A 16,297-nucleotide genomic window follows, 5' to 3' on the forward strand; every position below is an offset into this window, starting at 1 on the left:
ACACCTGACGTCAAGACAGGTCGGCGACCCCGGTGATGCGATGGAGGGCGAAGCGGTGGACGGCGGCCCTGGTCTCGTCGTACGCCGTCAGGTAGCCGCCCTCCATCCGGGCGGGCTCCAGGATGCGCGAGGTGGCGTTGCCCTGGGAGTCGAGGTAGCCGATCCACACGCGTACGCCCTGCCTGATCGCCTCCTGCAGCGCCGAGATCGTGGCGGTCGCGGGGCCGCGCGGGATCTGGCCGTCAGGGGCGTCGGCGGGCTCGCGCCGCGTCAGGTGGGCCGCGTCGCCCGCCCGCAGCGCCCGTACGGCGGCGGCCGTCACCTCGGCGTCGAGGCCGTTGGGCGGGGGCACGGACCGGGCCGGCGGCAGGCCCTCGGTGCGCCTCTTGTCGAGCTGGGAAATGATCACATCGCCGTCGAGCGACTCGGCCACCGGGGCGTACCCCATCGCCCGCAGCCCGTCGACCAGCGCGGCGCGCGACGAGCGGGAGGCGATGACCGTCGGAGCCAGCCTGCGCAGGCGGAGCGCGGCCGAGCGCCGGTCGGCGGTGATCTGGTCGAGCAGGGCCGGGTCGTCGCAGCGGACGTAGGCACTCGCGGTGCCGACCCTGATCCGCCCGTGACGGCGGGCCACGTCGGCGACCAGGTACGACAGCGCCTGCGGGACCGGCGTGGCCGAGTGGCGCTCCAGCATGGCCAGCAGCTCCTCGGCCCCCTGGCCCGCGTCGAGCGCGCGGCGGATCGAGCCCTCGCCGAACCGGTAGACGGTCGCGCCGCCCTTGGACTCGACATCGGCGGCCAGCGTCATCCAGCGGTTCAGCTCGCTGGTGAGCGGACCGGGCGCGACGGCGGTCAGGTCGGCCTGGAGCAGCACATGGTCGACCGGCTCGGGCAGCAGCGGCGCCAGCACCGAGGCGGCGTCCTCGCCGGCCAGCAGCGCCCGGCCGTGTCCCGACAGCACGCCGAGCCCGGTGACGCCGACCTGCTCGGCCTCCCGCAGCGCGAACTCCGTCAACTGCTCCCGCAGCGGCCCACGGCGGCGCGGCTGTTCCCACGCCAGCCGATCGAACACCGACGCGCGCGTGGGCGCCAGACCGGGCGCCGACGCGAGCACGCCCAGCGCCGCCGACCTCACGGCCGGCGCGGACGAGCGGCGCAGGTCGGTGTGCAGCGCGTTGAGCGGCCGGTCACGGTCGTCGCGCTCGCCGACCAGGCCGGGGACGCGGTCGGTGTGCAGCCAGGTGACCGCCAGCGCCGCCCACCGGTCGGCGGTCGGCCGGATCCGCCACAGGTCGTAGCCGGTGGTCGGCAGCCACTCGCCGTCGACGCTGCCGCCCGCCGCGATCAGCCCGGCCGCGTGCGCGACCTCCACGGTCAGCGCGGCGGCCCACTCGGGCACGTCCAGCTCGGTCGCGGTGCGCTTCAGATCGCGTACGCCCAGCCCGCCGGTACGCAGCACGCCCGGCGGCTCGGCGCTCCACCGCTCGCACAGCTCCTCGACCGTCCGCACGAACGTGAACGCCTGCCCCGCCGCTGTGCGGTCGGCCAGCTTCTGGTCCCGTGTGGCCCCTTCCAGGGCCGGGGGCACGGCGTACAGGTCGCGGTGTACGAGGCCGTTGCGCAGGTGAAGGCCGACCTCCCGAGGCAGGGCCACGCTCTCCTCACCCGTCGCCGCCAGCAGGCCGCGGGCGAGCAGCTGATCGATGGGCGAGCGGGCGGAGGCGATCCGCACCTCGCGCCTGGCGTTGGGCACCCGGCCCGTCGGCGGCCCCCAGGTGAGCTGGTCGAGCGCCGCCCTGGCCTCGGGCGAGACCTCCTCGATCAGTTTCCCGGGGTGGATCAGGGCGGCGGCCAGACGTTCCTTGCCCGAGCCCTTGGTGCCCGGCGCGATGTCGTCGGCCATCTCCTCCAGTTGCTCGGGCGCGTGGTGCCGGAACGCCTCGACCGCCGGGGGGCCGAGCCCCGCCGGGTCGTCGAGCACCTTCCGCACACCGGGGGCCAGGCCGAGCGCGGTGTCGGGGCCGTAGACGAGGGCCAGGTCGCGCAGGTGGTCGAGCGCCGTCGACAGCGCGGGCTCCGGCTTGCCGGTCGCGAGCGCGCCACGGATCAGCTCGCGCAGGGCGGCCTTCGTGATGGGCTCCGGTCGTACGGGCTGCGTCTCGGCGAGCGCTGTTTCCGCATGCGCCGCGTTCGCGTGCGCTGTTTCCGCGTGGGCGGCGGCGGTGGCGCGTGTCTCGGCGACGGCCAGCGTTTCGAGGACGGCGAGCGTGAAGCGGTCGAGCCGGTCGAGCGCCCGGCCGATCGCCGAAGGGCTGCCCGCCCGTACGGCGAGGCCCTCCAGATGCGCGGGCACCGGGGTGATCAGCTCGGGACGCGCGGAGACCAGCGCCCGCAGCTGCTCGTCGGTGCGCCCCCTGATCCACTCCGTGAACTCCATCGTTGCCATGGTATGTCCACCCTGATTGGGGCAGCATGGCTCACGTGATTGAGCGAGCCGACCAGCTCATACTCAACTACGTCAGCGCCGCCGCCGACGCGGCTCACGGCGTGCTCAAACCCGACCAGCGGCTCGACTTCGCCAAGCGGCTGCGGGCCAGGATCGAGGTCGAACGGCAGGGCAGCCAGAACCCGCGCCAGGTGGTCAAGCTACTCGCCCGCTTCGGCGACCCGGTGGCGCTGGTCGAACGTGAGGCCCGCAGGCTGGCCGAGACGGCGCCGGACACCGCGTCCGGTGTCCCGCCGGGCACCCCGTCCGGAACGGCGCCCAGGGTCGCGCCCGGGGCCGCTCGGGGAACCGTGACGCCGGGCGCTGTGGCCAAGGCGGAGCGGGTTGCGGAAGCCGGAGGAGCGACGCCGTTTTTCCCCAAGATCGTCGACGACGTGGCCCCGCCCCCGGGGGTCCAGCTCGGCCGGCGCCTTGCGGAGGACCGGCTGATCGGGTGGCGTCGCGCGGAGGACGGCCTGACCGGGCGGCCCGTACGCGGCCTGCCGTTCGCGGGGCTGCGTCGGACGGCCATGTCCAGCGCGAACCCGATGGCCACCGGCGGTCGGGACGCCACCAGCATCGTCAAGGAGTATCCGCGCGAGACCGCGGCGATGGCGATCCTGGTGCTGGCCGCGCTGCTGATCCCGTTCGGCCTGCCGGCGGTGGCGATCTTCCGGGTGCCGGTGCTGGTGTGGGCGTTCGGCTCGTTGCTGGTGGCGTTCTCGGAGAGCTGGGCGCTGCGCGACCGGGTGATCGGAGTCGGCGCGCCGCTGCTCGGCTACACGCTCGGCGGCGCGCTGGTCGGTGGCCTGCGGGTGGGCGCCGAGCCGGGGGTGCAGGCGTTCGTCGTCCAGTTCTTCGACGTCAGCGGCGTGATGTTCATGATCGGCACAGCGTTGGGCGTGGCCTGGCTGGCCTACCGGCTGCTGGGAGCCGACTGAGCGCTGTCCGGTATCGGGAGGATCGGCTGAGCGCTGTCCGGTATCGGGGGGATCGGCTCAGCGCCGTCCGGCCGCGGCCTGGTCGGCTGAGCGCGCGACCGGGTCAGCTGACCGGGGCGGGGCTCGGTAGCAGGCCGACGGCCAGGCGTACCCAGGCGGTGACGAACTGGTCCTTCTCCGCGTGTCCCGGCGACTCGCCGACCGTCTCCTGGAACAGCCGGTAGTGCACCACGGAGCCGCCGAGCACCGCCGCGATGCCGTTCCAGTCGAGCTTGGCGTCCTCGTACTCGGGCTGGGCGCGGAACCAGGTCGTGATGGCGTCGAACATGGGCTGCAGCAGCCCTTCGCGCACCACCGCCACCAGCTCGGGGAACTGGCTCAGGTCGCGGAAGAACACCCGGGTCAGCTCCGACTCCTCGCGTACCTTGGCCAGCCCGGCCCGGCACAGGTGCGAGAGCCGCGCCTCCAGGTCGGCCGAGGACTCCATGTCGCCGAGCTCGGCCAGGCTGTCGGCCACCTGCGTACGGGTGCGCGTGGCATGCTCGTTGATCGCCGCGGAGAGCACCTCGTACTTCGACTTGAAGTGCCTGTAGAGCCCTCCGGCGCCCGGCGAGAGCCCTGACGCGGCCTCGATCTCGGCCACCGAAGTGGCGGAGTAGCCCCGCTCGGCGAAGAGCCGCAGAGCCTCGTCGATGATCCGCTCACGCGTCGATCTGGTCATGTCTTTCCTGATACCTCCGTAAAGGAGCGTAGCCGTCACGGCGCGGCGCGACGGATCAGCCCCGCGACGACCGAGCCGACGATCAGCCACACCAGCGCCGCGAGCCCGTAGTTGACCAGTGTCGTCCACCGTATGTCGGCAAGCTGGAACAGGTTGGCCAGCCCCACCGACAACGACGAGGCGAGCGAGGCGACGAACTGGTACCAGATGTTGGCCGGGTTGGCCCTGAACACCGTGAAGATCGCGTACAGCGCCAGAATCAGCGCGGCCAGCCGCGACGCCAGCCGGACGGCCGAGGCCAGGAACGCCACCACGCCTCGCCACACCCTGACCGGTCCCGTCACCTGCCGTGGCAGTGCGGGCCGGTGCGGGCGCGGCTGGGTGAGCGAAACGGGCCGTTCCAGCGGACTGGGCCGGTTGGCGGCGGCGACCAGCCGATCTCCCGCTTCCGGCGGTTTGGGGGGCTCTGTCACGGCCACTCCTCCCGATAAGTAATTCCTTTCTTCCCACTCCCAACCGTCCCACAACAAGGGCCCGTTACCCGTAATGCGGACTCGTTTGGCATCCTCCACCTTGTGCAGACATCGGTGGGTTTCGACCTAGACATGACATTGGCGGACACACGGTCGGGCATCGCGGCCGTCTACGACGAGCTATCGGCGCGCCTCGGCGTGCTCATCGACAGCAAGGCGATCATCACCAGACTCGGCCCGCCGCTCGAACAGGAGCTGGCGAACTGGCTGCCGCCGGCGGCGATTCCCGAGGCGGTGCGCCTTTTCCGGGAGATCTATCCGGAGCTCGGGGTGCCGGTGCACACGGCCATGGCCGGAGCCGCGGAGGCCATCGAGGCCGTACGCGCGCAAGGAGGCAGGATCATCGTCGTGACCGGCAAGAACCTGCGTGACGCGACCAGCACCGTCGAGCTGCTCGGGCTCGCCGTCGACGAGGTGGTCGGGGCGGTCTTCGGGGCGGACAAGGGTTCGGCACTCGCGCGCTTCGGCGCCGCCGCCTATGTTGGTGACCATGTGGCGGACATCGAGGCCGCGCGGGCCGGGGGAGCCGTCAGCGTGACGGTCGCGACCGGGCCTTACACGCTGGGAGAACTTCGGGACCATGGAGCGGATGTGGCGCTTGGGGACCTGACGGAATTCGCCGACTGGTTCGCCGGTTGGCGTTCGGCCGGCCAACTCTGGTAAATGCCACGAATATTCCTGGTCGCTACCGAGCCTCGCGGGGCATAACCTACATCCATTCATCTTTTACGACTGTTTGAACGAGGTTCCTCCTGTGCCGAGTGGCAAGGTCAAGTGGTACGACGCCGACAAGGGTTTCGGCTTCCTCACCCGCGACGACGGCGGTGAGGTCTTCGTGCATTCCTCCGCGCTACCCACTGGCGCCGGTCCGCTCAAGCCCGGCCAGAAGGTCGAGTTCGGCGTGGCCGAAGGACGCCGCGGCCAGCAGGCCCTCTCGGTGCGGATCCTCGAGCAGCCGCCGACGCTGGCCAAGCCCAAGCCCAAGGCCAAGCGTAAGAAGCCGGACGAGATGGTGGTCATCGTCGAAGACCTGATCAAGCTCCTCGACGACGTCTCGACCTCCTACCAGCGGGGCAAGCACCCTGACGCGGCGCACGCCAAGAAGATCGCGCAGGTGCTCAGAGCGGTGGCCGACGACCTCGACGCCTAGCCGTGGGGGTTGGTCAGCGGCTTGGTCGAGTCGATGGTGTCGACGCGCTGATCCCGCCGGTCAGCGCGCTGATTCTGCGCGCTATGGTCCCAAGCGCCCTGGTCACGCACGTCGGTGTCCCGCTCGTCGGGGTCCTGAAGGTCCCGCGCGTCTAGGTCCCGTACGCGTTGGTCCTGGGCCTGGCCCCCGACGCCGGCGCCGAGTTTGGCCGCGCGGATCCGCTGACGCCGGCGGACGATCAGCCAGCCGAACGCGCCCGTCAGCGCCACGGCCAGCGTGATCAGCCCGGCCGCGCTGCTCTCGGCCAGTGACAGCACCAGCCCGACCAGCCCGCCGAACACCCAGGCGAGCTGCAGCACCGCCTCGACCACGCCGAACGTGGACGAGCGCACCTCCTCGCCGATCTCCCGCTGCACGATCGCGTCCAGCGCGAGCTTGCCGAGCTCCTGCGCGAACGCGGTGACGAGCGAGACCGCGACCGCGGTCCAGAGGCCGAAGAACACCGCGGCCACGATCGTGGTCGCGCCGGTCACGGCCAGCGTCAGCAGCGTGATGAGCTGCGGGGAGTGGTTGCGGGTCCAGTTCGCGACCATCGCGCCGACCAGGCCGCCCAGCCCGGCCGCCGCCGCGAGCAGCGCGATCGTCTTGGGGATGTCGAAGAACGGATCGCGTACGGCCAGCCACGGCACGCCCTTGTCCTGCACCAGGAACAGCAGGAAGAACAGCAGGAAGCCGGAGAACAGGCGGATGGCCACGTTCGCCCAGACCGCCTCGGCCACCGCCGGGCCCACGTTCAGGAGGGTCCGCCAGCGGAGCGGCCTGCCCCCCGCCTCCTCTTCTTCCAGCTCGGGAGAGTCGACGTGGCGCGGCAGCCGTACGGCGAGCACGCCGATCAGGAGGAAGGCGACCATCGCCGTACGCAGCACCGCCGCGCTGCCCAGCCACGCGGTCAGGCCCGCGGCGACCGGCACCATCACACCCGCCGAGACCAGCGAGAACAGCGCCACCCGGGCGTTGGCCGAGACCAGCGTGATGTCGGCGGGCAGCACGCTCGGCATGATGGCCGCGCGTGACACGTTGTACGCCTTCGACAGCACCAGCACGCCCAAGGCCCCGACGAACAGCGTCGGCAGGTCGCCGGGCCCCACGGCGGCGGCCATCGCGAAGCACAGCAGGCCGCGGCCGAACAGCGTGCCCGCCATGACGTAGCGGCGGCCCGACCTGAACCGGTCGAGTATCGGCCCCACGAACGGCGCCAGCAGGGCGAACGGCAGCATCGTGATGACCAGGTAGAGCGCCACGGGGCCGCGGGCCTCGCCGACGGGCACGCCGAAGAAGACGGTGCTCGCCAGCGCGACCGTGACCAGCGCGTCGCCGCCGCTGTGACCGGCGGTGAGCTCGATCAGGCGGCCGAGCCCGGTGCGGTCGGCGCCGTTGGCGTAGGTGAGGCGGCGGGTGGCCTGCCCGACCTTCTGCGCCCCCCTGGCCGTGGCCTTGCCCGCCCGCGCGGTGCCGCCGGCGGTCGCCTTTCCCGCGCGTACGGTGGCCCGGCCGGCGCGTGCGGTGGCGCGGCCCGCGTCGGCGACCCCTCGCCCCACGCGCCGCGAGATCTCGCGAGCGGCGTCCCAGCCTCCTTGCACGCTTACCAGTCTTACCCGATCCGCGCTCCATCACGGCGGCGGATCGCCCGGGGATGGGCGTTTGATGAGTCTCAAGTGGGTCCGGGATGGTCGGTGTGGGCACCTTCAGGTCCGGCCATGGGTGAGAATGAGGTGTGAGCCAACAGCACCTTGCGGCGGAGGCGGACAGATGACCCGCACCCGGACCCGCGTCTCCCCGCCCGACCAGGCGTGCGTCGCCGCGGTGGACCTGGCGCGCGCCGCCGCGGAGGAGCTCGCGCGGCCGGGCGAGCCGGGTGAGCACCTCGGTTACGAGGGCGAGGGCGACCGCATCGTCACCCATTACTTCGCCTGTCTCGACCGGGCCTACCGCGGCTGGCGCTGGGCCGTCACCGTGACCCGCGCCTCGCGGGCGAAGAACGTCACGGTGAGCGAGGCCGTCCTGCTGCCAGGGGCGGGAGCGTTGCTCGCGCCTGAGTGGCTGCCCTGGAGCGAGCGCCTGCGCCCCGGCGACCTGGGCGTCGGGGACCTGCTGCCGAGCCCGGAGGACGACGACCGGCTGGAGCCGGGTTTCGCCAAAACGGACGACGAGACCGATCATCAGACGATTTTCGAGTACGGCCTGGGCCGGGCACGTGTGCTCTCGGTCATCGGCAGGGACCGCGCTGCCAGACGCTGGCACTCGGGCGAGCACGGGCCGCATACGCCGATCGCACACGCCGCACCCGCGCAGTGTTCCACCTGTGGTTTCTACTGGCCGCTCGCGGGTGGGCTCCGGCAGGTGTTCGGGGTCTGCGCCAATGAGTACGCCCCCGACGACGGCAAGGTGGTCGCCGCCGACCACGGCTGCGGGGCCCACTCGGAGGCGGCGGTCATGCCGCCGTCCGTCGAGCAGGCCTTGCCCATCCTCGACGACATGGGCTTCGACCTGATGGAGGAGGAGGCCGGTTCCGTCGACGGAACGGCCACCGAGGAGCTCGGCCACTCCTGACCGCGAATGTCGGTGAGGGCCGCTAACCTACGGTGGCCCCCCATCGGTGGGTCCCGGACATGCGCCGGTGCCCGCCACACCTGCGACCAGGATCGTGACAGATGACCGACACCTTTGGCACCGACCGGACGCGAGCCGCCGTGCTCGCCGCGTGGACGGCCTCGACCGCCCGGTTCCGCGAGGACGCCAACGCCGAGGAGGACTTCGCACTCGGCGGCTACCGCGACCGGCTGATCGTGGAGCTGGCTCAAAACGCCGCCGACGCGGCGCTGCGCGCCGGTGTGCCAGGGGTGCTCCGGCTGACCTTGCGCGACGACGTGCTGACCGCCGCCAACACGGGCGCCCCGCTCGACGCGACCGGCGTGGAGGGGCTGTCGACGCTGCGGGTCTCCGGCAAGCGTGACGAAGCGGGCGCCGCGGGCCGGTTCGGCGTCGGGTTCGCCGCGGTCGTGTCGGTCTGCGATGAGCCGTCGATCAGCTCGCGCGAGACGGGCGCCGTCCGCTGGTCGCGCACGGAGACGGCCGCCGCGGTGGCCTCGGTGCCGGAGCTCGCGGCCGAGCTCGGCTCGCGGAGCGGACACGTGCCGCTGCTGCGTCTGCCGTTCGCGGCCGAGCCGTTCGACGTGCCACAGGGGTTCGACACGCTCGTACGGCTGCCGCTGCGCGACGACGCGTCGATCGCGGCGGTCCGGCGCATGCTGGCGGAGACCAGCCCCGCGCTGCTGCTCGGCATGCCCGCGCTGACCACCATCGAGATCGACCTCGACGGCTCGGTGCGCCAGGTGACGGCCGACGGGTGGCACGTGGTGTCGGAGTCGGGCGAGTTCACTCCCGACGAGGTGGCGGCCCTGTTCGCCGACCGGCCCACCGAAGAGCGCGCCCGCCCCTACTGGTCACTCCGCTGGGCCGTTCCCGTCGCGGGCGCGGAGCTGCAGGAGCCCCGTCCGCTGCCCGCCGGGGTGCCGCCGGTGGTGCACGCGCCGACGCCCAGCGACGAGCCGCTCGACCTGCCGGCGCTGCTCATCGCGTCGTTCCCGATGGCCACCGACCGGCGGCACGTCGCCAAGGGGCCGCTGACCGACTTCCTGGTCGAGCGGGCCGCCGACGCCTACATCCGGCTGCTCGGTGAGCTGCCGCGCACGCCCAAGCTGCTCGACCTGGTCCCCGCCCTGATGGGCAAGGGCGAGCTCGACGCCAGGATCCGGCGGGCCATTCTGCGCCGCCTGCCCGCCACCCCGCTGCTGCCGGCCTTGTCCGCGCCGGCCCCGGCCGTGCACACGCCGTCGTTCGCCGAGGCCGAGGTCTACGAGCCCGACGCCGAGTGGCAGGTCGAGCACCCGGCCAAGGAGCCGCAGGAGGACGGCTGGGTCGTCGCCGGCCAGGAGGCGGCCGTGGTCGCCGGGTCGAGCGAGCTGCTGGCCGCCATCGCCGACTTCGTGCCCGGCCTGCTGCCCGCGGGGTGGCCCGCCCGGCATCCGGCGATGGGCTCGCTCGGCGTGCGCCGGGTCGAGCTGGCCGACGTGGTCGACCTGCTGTCCGGTGAGGCGGTCGAGGCGCGGGATCCGTCGTGGTGGCGTTCGCTCTACGAGGTGCTGCCGGCCGACGATCCCGAGTCGCTGGGCGCGCTGCCGGTGCCGCTCGCCGACGGCCGCCTGGTCCGCGGCCCGCGTGGCACCCTCATTCTCGACCTCGGCGGCACCCGCCTCGACCTGTCCGGAGACGGGCTCGACCTGACGCCGCTGGGGCTGCGGATCGTGCATCCGGAGGCGGCGCACGCGGCGCTGCTCCGGCTCGGCGCCGCCGAGGCCACGCCCCGGACGATCCTCGAGGACCCGCTCACCAAGGCCGCCGTCCGGGAGTCGCTCGACAGCGCCGACCCCGAGCCCGTGGCGCGGGCCGTGCTCTCCCTGGTGGGAGCCGCCTCGCTGGCGCCCGGAGAGGCGCCGTGGCTGGCCGAGCTGGCGCTGCGCGGCAGCGACGGCGAGCTCTACGCGGCGGGCGAGCTGATGCTGGCCGACGGCGCGCTGGCCGGGTTGCTGGCGCCCGACACGCACCTCGGCGTGGTCGCGCCGGAGCTGGAGGAGACCTACGGCTCGCGGGTGCTCGAAGCCGTGGGCGTGCTCGACGGGTTCGCCGTGGCCCACGATTCCGACGTGCTGCTCGATGGCGACGACTGTGACCACGACCTCGACGGCGAGGACGACTGGCTCGACCACGTGCTCCACCTGCTGCCGGAGCTCGACGTGCCGCCCGTGGTGCCGGAGTTCGCCGCGGTGCGCGATCTGGAGCTGGTCGCCGACTGGCCCGCCGCGCTGGCGCTGCTGACCAGGCCGCCGCTGCGTGCCGCGCTGCACCCGCTGCGGGTCGAGGGCGTCGAGGTGCCGTCCTACACGGCGTGGTGGCTGGCCAACCACCCCGTGCTCGACGGGCACCGGCCGCGCGAGCTGCGGCTGCCCGGCGCCGACCCGCTGCTCCAGGGCCTCTACGGCGACGCCCCCGGCGGGCTCGACGAGGTGGCGCTGGGGATGCTCGGCGTCCGCACCACGCTGGCCGAGCTGCTCGCCGGCCATGGCGGCCCCGAAGAGCTGCTCGACCTGATGGCGGACGAGTCCATCGAGGTCGACAGGGCCCAGTTGCGGGCCCTGTGGATCGCGCTGGCGGCCGTGGAGCCCTCGCGGGTGGCGCCACCTGGCAGGGTGCGGGCCGTGCTCGGTGGCGACATCGTGGTGGCCGCGGCCGAGGACGCCGTGGTGGTGGAGGCCCCCGACCTGCTCCAGCTCGTCACCGACCGGCCTTTGGTGCTGGCTCCGTACGATCTGGCCGAGTCGCTGTCCGAGCTGCTCGACCTGCCGCTGGCCGGTGAGCTGGCCCAGGGCGAGGTCACGTCCGAAGGCGAGACGCGGCAGGTGCCGGCCGAGGTGCGCTCCCTGCTCCCGACGGCCCCCGAGACCTACGTCGAGCACGAGAAGCTGCTGGTGGACGGTGTCGCCTGCGCGTGGCGGTTCTTCGAGGGCTCGGTGCACTGCACCGGCTTCGACGGCCTGGCGCGCGGCCTGGCCTGGGCGACGGGCCAGTGGAACGACCGGCTCGCGGTGGCCGCGCTGCTGCACGACCCCACGGCCGTGCCGCTCCTGCTGGCCGAGGCCGACCTGTCGTAGCGTCACGATGGTTCACGCCGCCGGGCAGGTGGCGTTCGCGCCGGGGTTCTTGCCGGTGAGGAAGTAGGCGTCGACCAGGCGGCTGACGCAGGTGCTGCCGCTCAGGTAGGCGCCGTGCCCCTCGCCCTCGTACGTGACCAGGACCCCGGTCTTGAGCTGCGCGGCGAGCTTGGGCGCCCACTGGTACGGCGTGGCGGGGTCGCCCTTGCCGCCGATCACGAGGATCGGCGCGGAGCCGGTGGCGTCGATCTTCTTGGACTCGTCGCCGCCGGGCGCCGGCCAATGCGCGCAGATCGCGCCGAGACCCCCGGACCGCATGAGCGGGAAGATCTTGCCCGTCTCGCGTTCGACCTTGTCGATGTCGGCCGGGCTCGGCCGTTCGGCGCTGTCCACGCAGTCGATCGCCAGGACACTCGTCATCAGCGTCGAGTACGTCCCGTCGGGCTTGCGGCCGGTGTAGCCGTCGGCCAGGGTGAGGAGTTGCGTGCCGTCACCCTTGGCCGCGGCGGCGACCGCCTGCTCCAGCATCGGCCAGCTCAGCTTGGAGTAGAGAGCGGCCAGGACGCCGGTGCCCGCCAGGCCCTTGGTGAGTTCCCGGCCGGCCACCTTGAGCGGCTTGTCCTGTAGGCCGGCCAGCAGCGTCTCGACGCTCTTCCGCACGGCGGCGGGGTCCGCGCCGAGGTCGCAGCTCTGCTTCACGCAGTCGGCGGCGAACGCGTCGAACGCCTGCTTGAAGCCGGCCGACTGCGTCTTCGCGCGCTCGGCGAAGGTGACGGTCGGGTCGAGGGCGCCGTCGAGGACGAACCGGCCGACGTTCTTCGGATACTGGGTGGCGTACACGGCGCCGAGGTGCGTGCCGTAGGACATGCCGAAGTAGTTGAGCCGCTCGTCGCCCAGTGCGGCGCGGATGCGGTCGAGGTCCCGCGCGGCGTTCACGGTGCCGACGTGGGGGAGAAGCTTGCCGGAGTCCTTGGCGCAGGAGGCCGCGAACTCCTTGGCGATCTTGTCCATCTCGTCGCCCGCGGGGTCCACGGAGATCCACTTCTCGACACTGTCGCCGCACTTGACGGGTGCGCTGCGCTCGACGCCGCGTGGGTCGAAGCTGACCAGGTCGTAGCCGGCGCCCAAGCCGCCGAAGATCTTGGCGGCCATGCCCAGCATGTCGACCCCCGAGCCGCCGGGGCCGCCGAAGTTGAAGACCAGCGAGCCGAGCCGGTCGCCGGAGGCCTTGACGCGGATGAGGGCCAGGTCGATCTGCTCGCCGTCCTGCTTGGCGTAGTCGAGTGGCACCGCGAGCTTGCCGCATTCGACGGCCGGGTCGGGCGCGGCGGGCTTGCCGTCGGGACCGGTCAGGTCGGTGCAGGGGCTCCAGGCGACGGTGCCGGAGTTCGTCTGGGTGGGCTTCGTGGCGGCGGGCTGCTCCGCCGATCCGCAGCCCGTGAGGGCGGTGCTCGCGAGAGCCGCCGCGCACAGCAGCGCGGGGAATGAGGTTTTCTTCATGCCTCCAGCATGATCAGCCGGCTTTTCCCCAGGTAGTGGGGTAAAACAGCACTTTCAGCTGACTTCGGGGATCGGCCGGAGATGACGAATGTCAGCTCCGGGACGCCCGCCTGTGCACGTACCAGAGGCCCATCAGCCCGAGCACGACCCCGGCGACGCAGGTCCAGATCCACCACGACTGTTCGGCGGCGGGGCGGAAGATCAGCAGCACGACCAGCGCGATCGCCCACACGACCGTGCCCGCGGCGACCGTCGCGATGTCGTTGGTCTCGATCGGCTCCGGGTCCGGACGCCATTCCTGCTTCACGGGATCCAGCCTAGCTTCCAATCAGGTCTCGATCCGATCACCGCCACTTTTCGCAGATGACGCAGACTGTCACTCTTCGCCCGTGAGTGACACAAATAGCGGTATCGACAGGTTCTTCGCAATTTCCGCACGAGGCTCGACGATCTCCCGTGAGGTCCGTGGCGGGCTGGCCACGTTCTTCACGATGGCCTACATCGTCGTGCTGAACCCGATCATCATCGCCACCGGCAAGGACGTCCAGCACCAGTTCATCGGCGACGGCTCCTCGCCGAACCTGCCCCTCGTGGCCGCGGGCACGGCGTTCGTGGCGGGGGTCCTGACCATCCTCATGGGAGTGATCGGCCGGGTGCCGTTCGCCATGGCGGCGGGGCTGGGGCTCAACGCCTTCGTGACCTTCAACATCGCCTCGGTGATGAGCTGGGAGGAGGCCATGGGGCTGGTCTTCCTTGAGGGCGTCATCATCGGCATCCTGGTGCTGACCGGTTTCCGGGTGGCGGTGTTCAACGCCATCCCGAGCCAGCTCAAGACCGCCATCAGCGTCGGCATCGGGCTGTTCATCGCGCTGATCGGCTTCGTGGACGCGGGCTTCGTCCGCCGCGTGTCGGCGGGTCCGCCGCTGGAGATGGGCATCCACAACACCCTGACCTCCTGGCCGATCTTCGTCTTCGTCGTCGGGCTGCTCGTGACGGCGGCGCTGGTGGCCCGCCAGGTCAAGGGCGCGATCCTGATCGGCATCGTCGGCACCACCGTGCTGGCGATCATCGTGGAGTCGATCGCGAAGGCCGGCCAGGTCTCCGACAAGAACCCCGGCGGCTGGATGCTGAACGTGCCCACCCTGCCGGACCAGATCATCGGCTTCCACAACCCGCTGGTGCTGTTCAAGGAGTTCGACCCGTTCGGCGCGTTCAGCCGGGTCTCGGTGATCCTGGCCGTGCTGTTCGTCTTCACGCTGCTCATCACCGACTTCTTCGACACCATGGGCACTGTCGTCGGGGTCGGCCGCCAGGCCGGTCTGGTCGACGCCAACGGGATGCTGCCGCGTACGCGGGAGATCCTGCTCGTCGACTCGATCGGCGCGGCGGTCGGCGGCGCGGGCTCGGTCTCGTCGAACACCACCTACATCGAGTCGGCCGCGGGGGTCGGCGAGGGCGCGCGGACCGGACTGGCCAGCGTGGTCACCGGGCTGCTCTTCCTGGTGGCGATCTTCTTCGCGCCACTGGTCGAGATCGTGCCGTACGAGGCGGCCGCGCCCGCGCTGATCGTGGTGGGCTTCCTGATGATGACCTCGATCCGCGAGATCGACTTATCCATCTCGCTAGAAACACAACCAAGGTAGCTGGCATGATTCGATCATGCAAACGCCCAGCGTGCTAGGCACTTTGACCGGTCTCCCGCTCGCCGAGCAAGTGATCATCATGGGGCGGACTCACACGTCCATGGCGCTGTCACTGCGGCAGATCGCGGACAGCATGGCGGCACTCGTGGGTGAGGCCAGCAGTGAGGACCTGGAGGGGCTGGCGCATGCCCTAGACGGTCAGGTGGACGTCGTCCAGGCCGTGACTCGGGGGGTCAACGTCGTGACACTCCTGCAAGGGCTGAAGGTCCTCGAATACCTGGAGGACCTGCCCATGTCAGGCGTTGCGGACGTGGCTGAAGCGCGCCAAGCGCGCGGCGCACAAGCATGGGAGGCCGTGGCGCGCTGTTTGCTCAAAGCTTCCGAAATTGCACCCCTAGATGGCCCAGCCTGGGAAAAGGCGACGCCAAGCGAACGAGCTACCTTCGCTGAGGCATTCGCATACGCACAAACCATCGTTTCGCCAGAGTAAAGAAACGGGCACAAGCGAACATTCAGTTCAATAGTGGTCATATCACGATTTGACCTACCATATACGCTCATAGCAGAGTGCCTGAGTGGATTTGGAGTGGTACGAAAAGCAGATCGAACAGCTCCGCGAGTCCGACGATTTGGTAGAGGTTGGCCAGATCGTCAACGTGATCAAGGCGCGAACGTCCATGGATCACGACTTCCTCGACGAGCTGTTCGGGATGGTCGTAACCGAGCTGATCAGGCGCGGACTTGAGCCCGTCCAGATCACGCACATGGTCGGCCTATCGACCAGCGGCATCAGTCGAGCCAAAAAGCAATGGTTCGACATCCTCGAACGTCTCCAGGATTACCCGCTACCTGAGCCAGTCGACCAGATGTCGGCAGGTGAGGTCATGGCTCACTACGCCAAGACCTACCACGAGGAGCGGGCCAAAGATCCTGCTCTCAATTCGGAGCAGCGGCGAACCTCGGCGCATCGAGCGCGACTGTACGGCAAGCTCACTGCTCGAAGTGTCATGCAAAGTGTCATGGCGCTGCCCTTCATACCGGCCATCCTGCTTCTCAAGAAGGCGGGGTTCGGTGGTGCAGCGGGCGGTACGGCGGCTGGTGCCGCCGCAGGAACGAGTACAGCCGTAGCCCTGCCAGCGGTAGCGGCTGGAGCTACAGGCTTCGTAGGGATGATCTCAAGCGGCGTAGCGGCGGTTACAGGGGTTGTGGCTACAGTCCCTCAGATCGTGGCTGGCACCGCTCTGACTGTGGCGGCCGTGGCGGCGCCCATCACCGCGTCTCAAGTTCCCCCAGCCGCCCCCGATCCCATCGCGTATCAAATCGTGACTGACACTCGGCCTACGGAAGGGCTGGGACCGCTGTTTTCGGGGGAGTCTCCGACTCCTGAATTAACACCTGTGGTGGAGACGCCTATAGGCGTGCCCGAAACTAACGAACCAACCATCACAGACCGCCCTTCGACCACGAGCCCCTCTTCGACGCCTACGCAATCGGTGGCCACACCTACCCCCAAGCCGAGAGAGGTGTCTGGGCCGACTGCTGAAGCGACCAAGTCT

14 protein-coding genes are annotated in these 16,297 nt (G+C 70.9%); 7 read left to right on the forward strand and 7 right to left on the reverse strand.

The genetic code is table 11. From position 1 onward, the window contains the following. Nucleotides 1-10: 10 nt before the first annotated feature. The gene (locus AB0B91_RS57360; RefSeq protein ID WP_358340366.1) at nt 11-2,437 is read right to left on the reverse strand and encodes a helicase-associated domain-containing protein; all 2,427 of its coding nucleotides are present in this window, start codon (nt 2,435-2,437) and stop codon (nt 11-13) included. Nucleotides 2,438-2,481: 44 nt separating this feature from the next. On the opposite strand from AB0B91_RS57360, the gene AB0B91_RS57365 reads away from it, so the two are divergent. After that, nucleotides 2,482-3,426 (forward strand): hypothetical protein, encoded by a 945-nt coding sequence (locus AB0B91_RS57365; RefSeq protein WP_358340368.1) that lies wholly within the window; start codon nt 2,482-2,484, stop codon nt 3,424-3,426. A 103-nt stretch (nt 3,427-3,529) separates the two neighbouring features. Here the strand turns inward: AB0B91_RS57365 and AB0B91_RS57370 are convergent, their stop codons facing one another. Both AB0B91_RS57370 and AB0B91_RS57375 read right to left on the reverse strand, forming a co-directional pair. Continuing rightward, entirely contained in the window at nt 3,530-4,147 is a 618-nt protein-coding gene (locus tag AB0B91_RS57370) for a TetR/AcrR family transcriptional regulator (RefSeq protein WP_219527750.1), read from the reverse strand. Between the two features lie 35 nt (nt 4,148-4,182). Beyond that, nucleotides 4,183-4,620 carry a hypothetical protein gene (locus tag AB0B91_RS57375; protein WP_358340370.1) on the reverse strand — a complete coding sequence of 146 codons (438 nt, stop codon included), beginning with the start codon at nt 4,618-4,620 and terminating at the stop codon, nt 4,183-4,185. 114 nt (nt 4,621-4,734) lie between these two features. On the opposite strand from AB0B91_RS57375, the gene AB0B91_RS57380 reads away from it, so the two are divergent. Together AB0B91_RS57380 and AB0B91_RS57385 are read left to right on the forward strand one after the other, a co-directional pair. Beyond that, nucleotides 4,735-5,343, forward strand: a complete 609-nt coding sequence (locus AB0B91_RS57380) for an HAD hydrolase-like protein (RefSeq protein WP_358340603.1) — start codon at nt 4,735-4,737, stop codon at nt 5,341-5,343. Nucleotides 5,344-5,434: 91 nt separating this feature from the next. After that, nucleotides 5,435-5,830, forward strand: coding sequence for a cold-shock protein (locus tag AB0B91_RS57385; RefSeq protein WP_219527753.1), 396 nt, complete (start codon nt 5,435-5,437; stop codon nt 5,828-5,830). Here the strand turns inward: AB0B91_RS57385 and AB0B91_RS57390 are convergent. Next, a complete protein-coding gene (locus AB0B91_RS57390; protein ID WP_358340372.1) occupies nt 5,827-7,470 on the reverse strand; it encodes an MFS transporter in 1,644 nt (547 codons plus the stop codon). The two genes, AB0B91_RS57385 and AB0B91_RS57390, sit on opposite strands and share 4 nt — an antisense overlap. 169 nt (nt 7,471-7,639) lie before the next feature. Here AB0B91_RS57390 and AB0B91_RS57395 point away from each other — a divergent pair, with 169 nt between their 5' ends. Further along, nucleotides 7,640-8,440, forward strand: a complete 801-nt coding sequence (locus tag AB0B91_RS57395) for a DUF3027 domain-containing protein (RefSeq protein ID WP_214644265.1) — start codon at nt 7,640-7,642, stop codon at nt 8,438-8,440. Nucleotides 8,441-8,541: 101 nt separating this feature from the next. Continuing rightward, nucleotides 8,542-11,598, forward strand: a complete 3,057-nt coding sequence (locus tag AB0B91_RS57400) for a hypothetical protein (RefSeq protein WP_358340375.1) — start codon at nt 8,542-8,544, stop codon at nt 11,596-11,598. Nucleotides 11,599-11,610: 12 nt separating this feature from the next. On the opposite strand, the gene AB0B91_RS57405 is transcribed toward AB0B91_RS57400, so the two are convergent. Together AB0B91_RS57405 and AB0B91_RS57410 are read right to left on the reverse strand one after the other, a co-directional pair. Next, nucleotides 11,611-13,098 carry an alpha/beta hydrolase gene (locus AB0B91_RS57405; RefSeq protein ID WP_358340377.1) on the reverse strand — a complete coding sequence of 496 codons (1,488 nt, stop codon included), beginning with the start codon at nt 13,096-13,098 and terminating at the stop codon, nt 11,611-11,613. A gap of 91 nt (nt 13,099-13,189) precedes the next feature. Then, nucleotides 13,190-13,405 carry a DUF2530 domain-containing protein gene (locus tag AB0B91_RS57410; RefSeq protein ID WP_358340379.1) on the reverse strand — a complete coding sequence of 72 codons (216 nt, stop codon included), beginning with the start codon at nt 13,403-13,405 and terminating at the stop codon, nt 13,190-13,192. An 82-nt stretch (nt 13,406-13,487) separates the two neighbouring features. Between AB0B91_RS57410 and AB0B91_RS57415 the strand changes: the two genes are divergently transcribed. Both AB0B91_RS57415 and AB0B91_RS57420 read left to right on the forward strand, forming a co-directional pair. Continuing rightward, a complete protein-coding gene (locus AB0B91_RS57415; protein WP_358340381.1) occupies nt 13,488-14,741 on the forward strand; it encodes an NCS2 family permease in 1,254 nt (417 codons plus the stop codon). Between the two features lie 16 nt (nt 14,742-14,757). After that, complete coding sequence (locus AB0B91_RS57420; protein ID WP_358340382.1) at nt 14,758-15,231, forward strand: hypothetical protein; 474 nt, start codon at nt 14,758-14,760, stop codon at nt 15,229-15,231. A 67-nt stretch (nt 15,232-15,298) separates the two neighbouring features. Here AB0B91_RS57420 and AB0B91_RS57425 read toward each other — a convergent pair whose 3' ends face one another. After that, nucleotides 15,299-15,505: a hypothetical protein gene (locus AB0B91_RS57425; RefSeq protein WP_358340384.1), complete on the reverse strand. Its 207-nt coding sequence runs from the start codon at nt 15,503-15,505 to the stop codon at nt 15,299-15,301. Nucleotides 15,506-16,297: the final 792 nt, after the last annotated feature.

It is taken from the genome of Nonomuraea sp. NPDC049141 (assembly GCF_040648415.1).
GTDB lineage: Bacteria > Actinomycetota > Actinomycetes > Streptosporangiales > Streptosporangiaceae > Nonomuraea.

Bases quoted from the DNA above. Each gene is read 5' to 3' on its own strand.
- AB0B91_RS57420 (WP_358340382.1), top strand. From the start codon at position 14,758: ATGCAAACGCCCAGCGTGCTAGGCACTTTGACCGGTCTCCCGCTCGCC.
- AB0B91_RS57405 (WP_358340377.1), bottom strand. From the start codon at position 13,098: ATGAAGAAAACCTCATTCCCCGCGCTGCTGTGCGCGGCGGCTCTCGCG.
- AB0B91_RS57360 (WP_358340366.1), bottom strand. From the start codon at position 2,437: ATGGAGTTCACGGAGTGGATCAGGGGGCGCACCGACGAGCAGCTGCGG.
- AB0B91_RS57400 (WP_358340375.1), top strand. From the start codon at position 8,542: ATGACCGACACCTTTGGCACCGACCGGACGCGAGCCGCCGTGCTCGCC.
- AB0B91_RS57395 (WP_214644265.1), top strand. From the start codon at position 7,640: ATGACCCGCACCCGGACCCGCGTCTCCCCGCCCGACCAGGCGTGCGTC.
- AB0B91_RS57370 (WP_219527750.1), bottom strand. From the start codon at position 4,147: ATGACCAGATCGACGCGTGAGCGGATCATCGACGAGGCTCTGCGGCTC.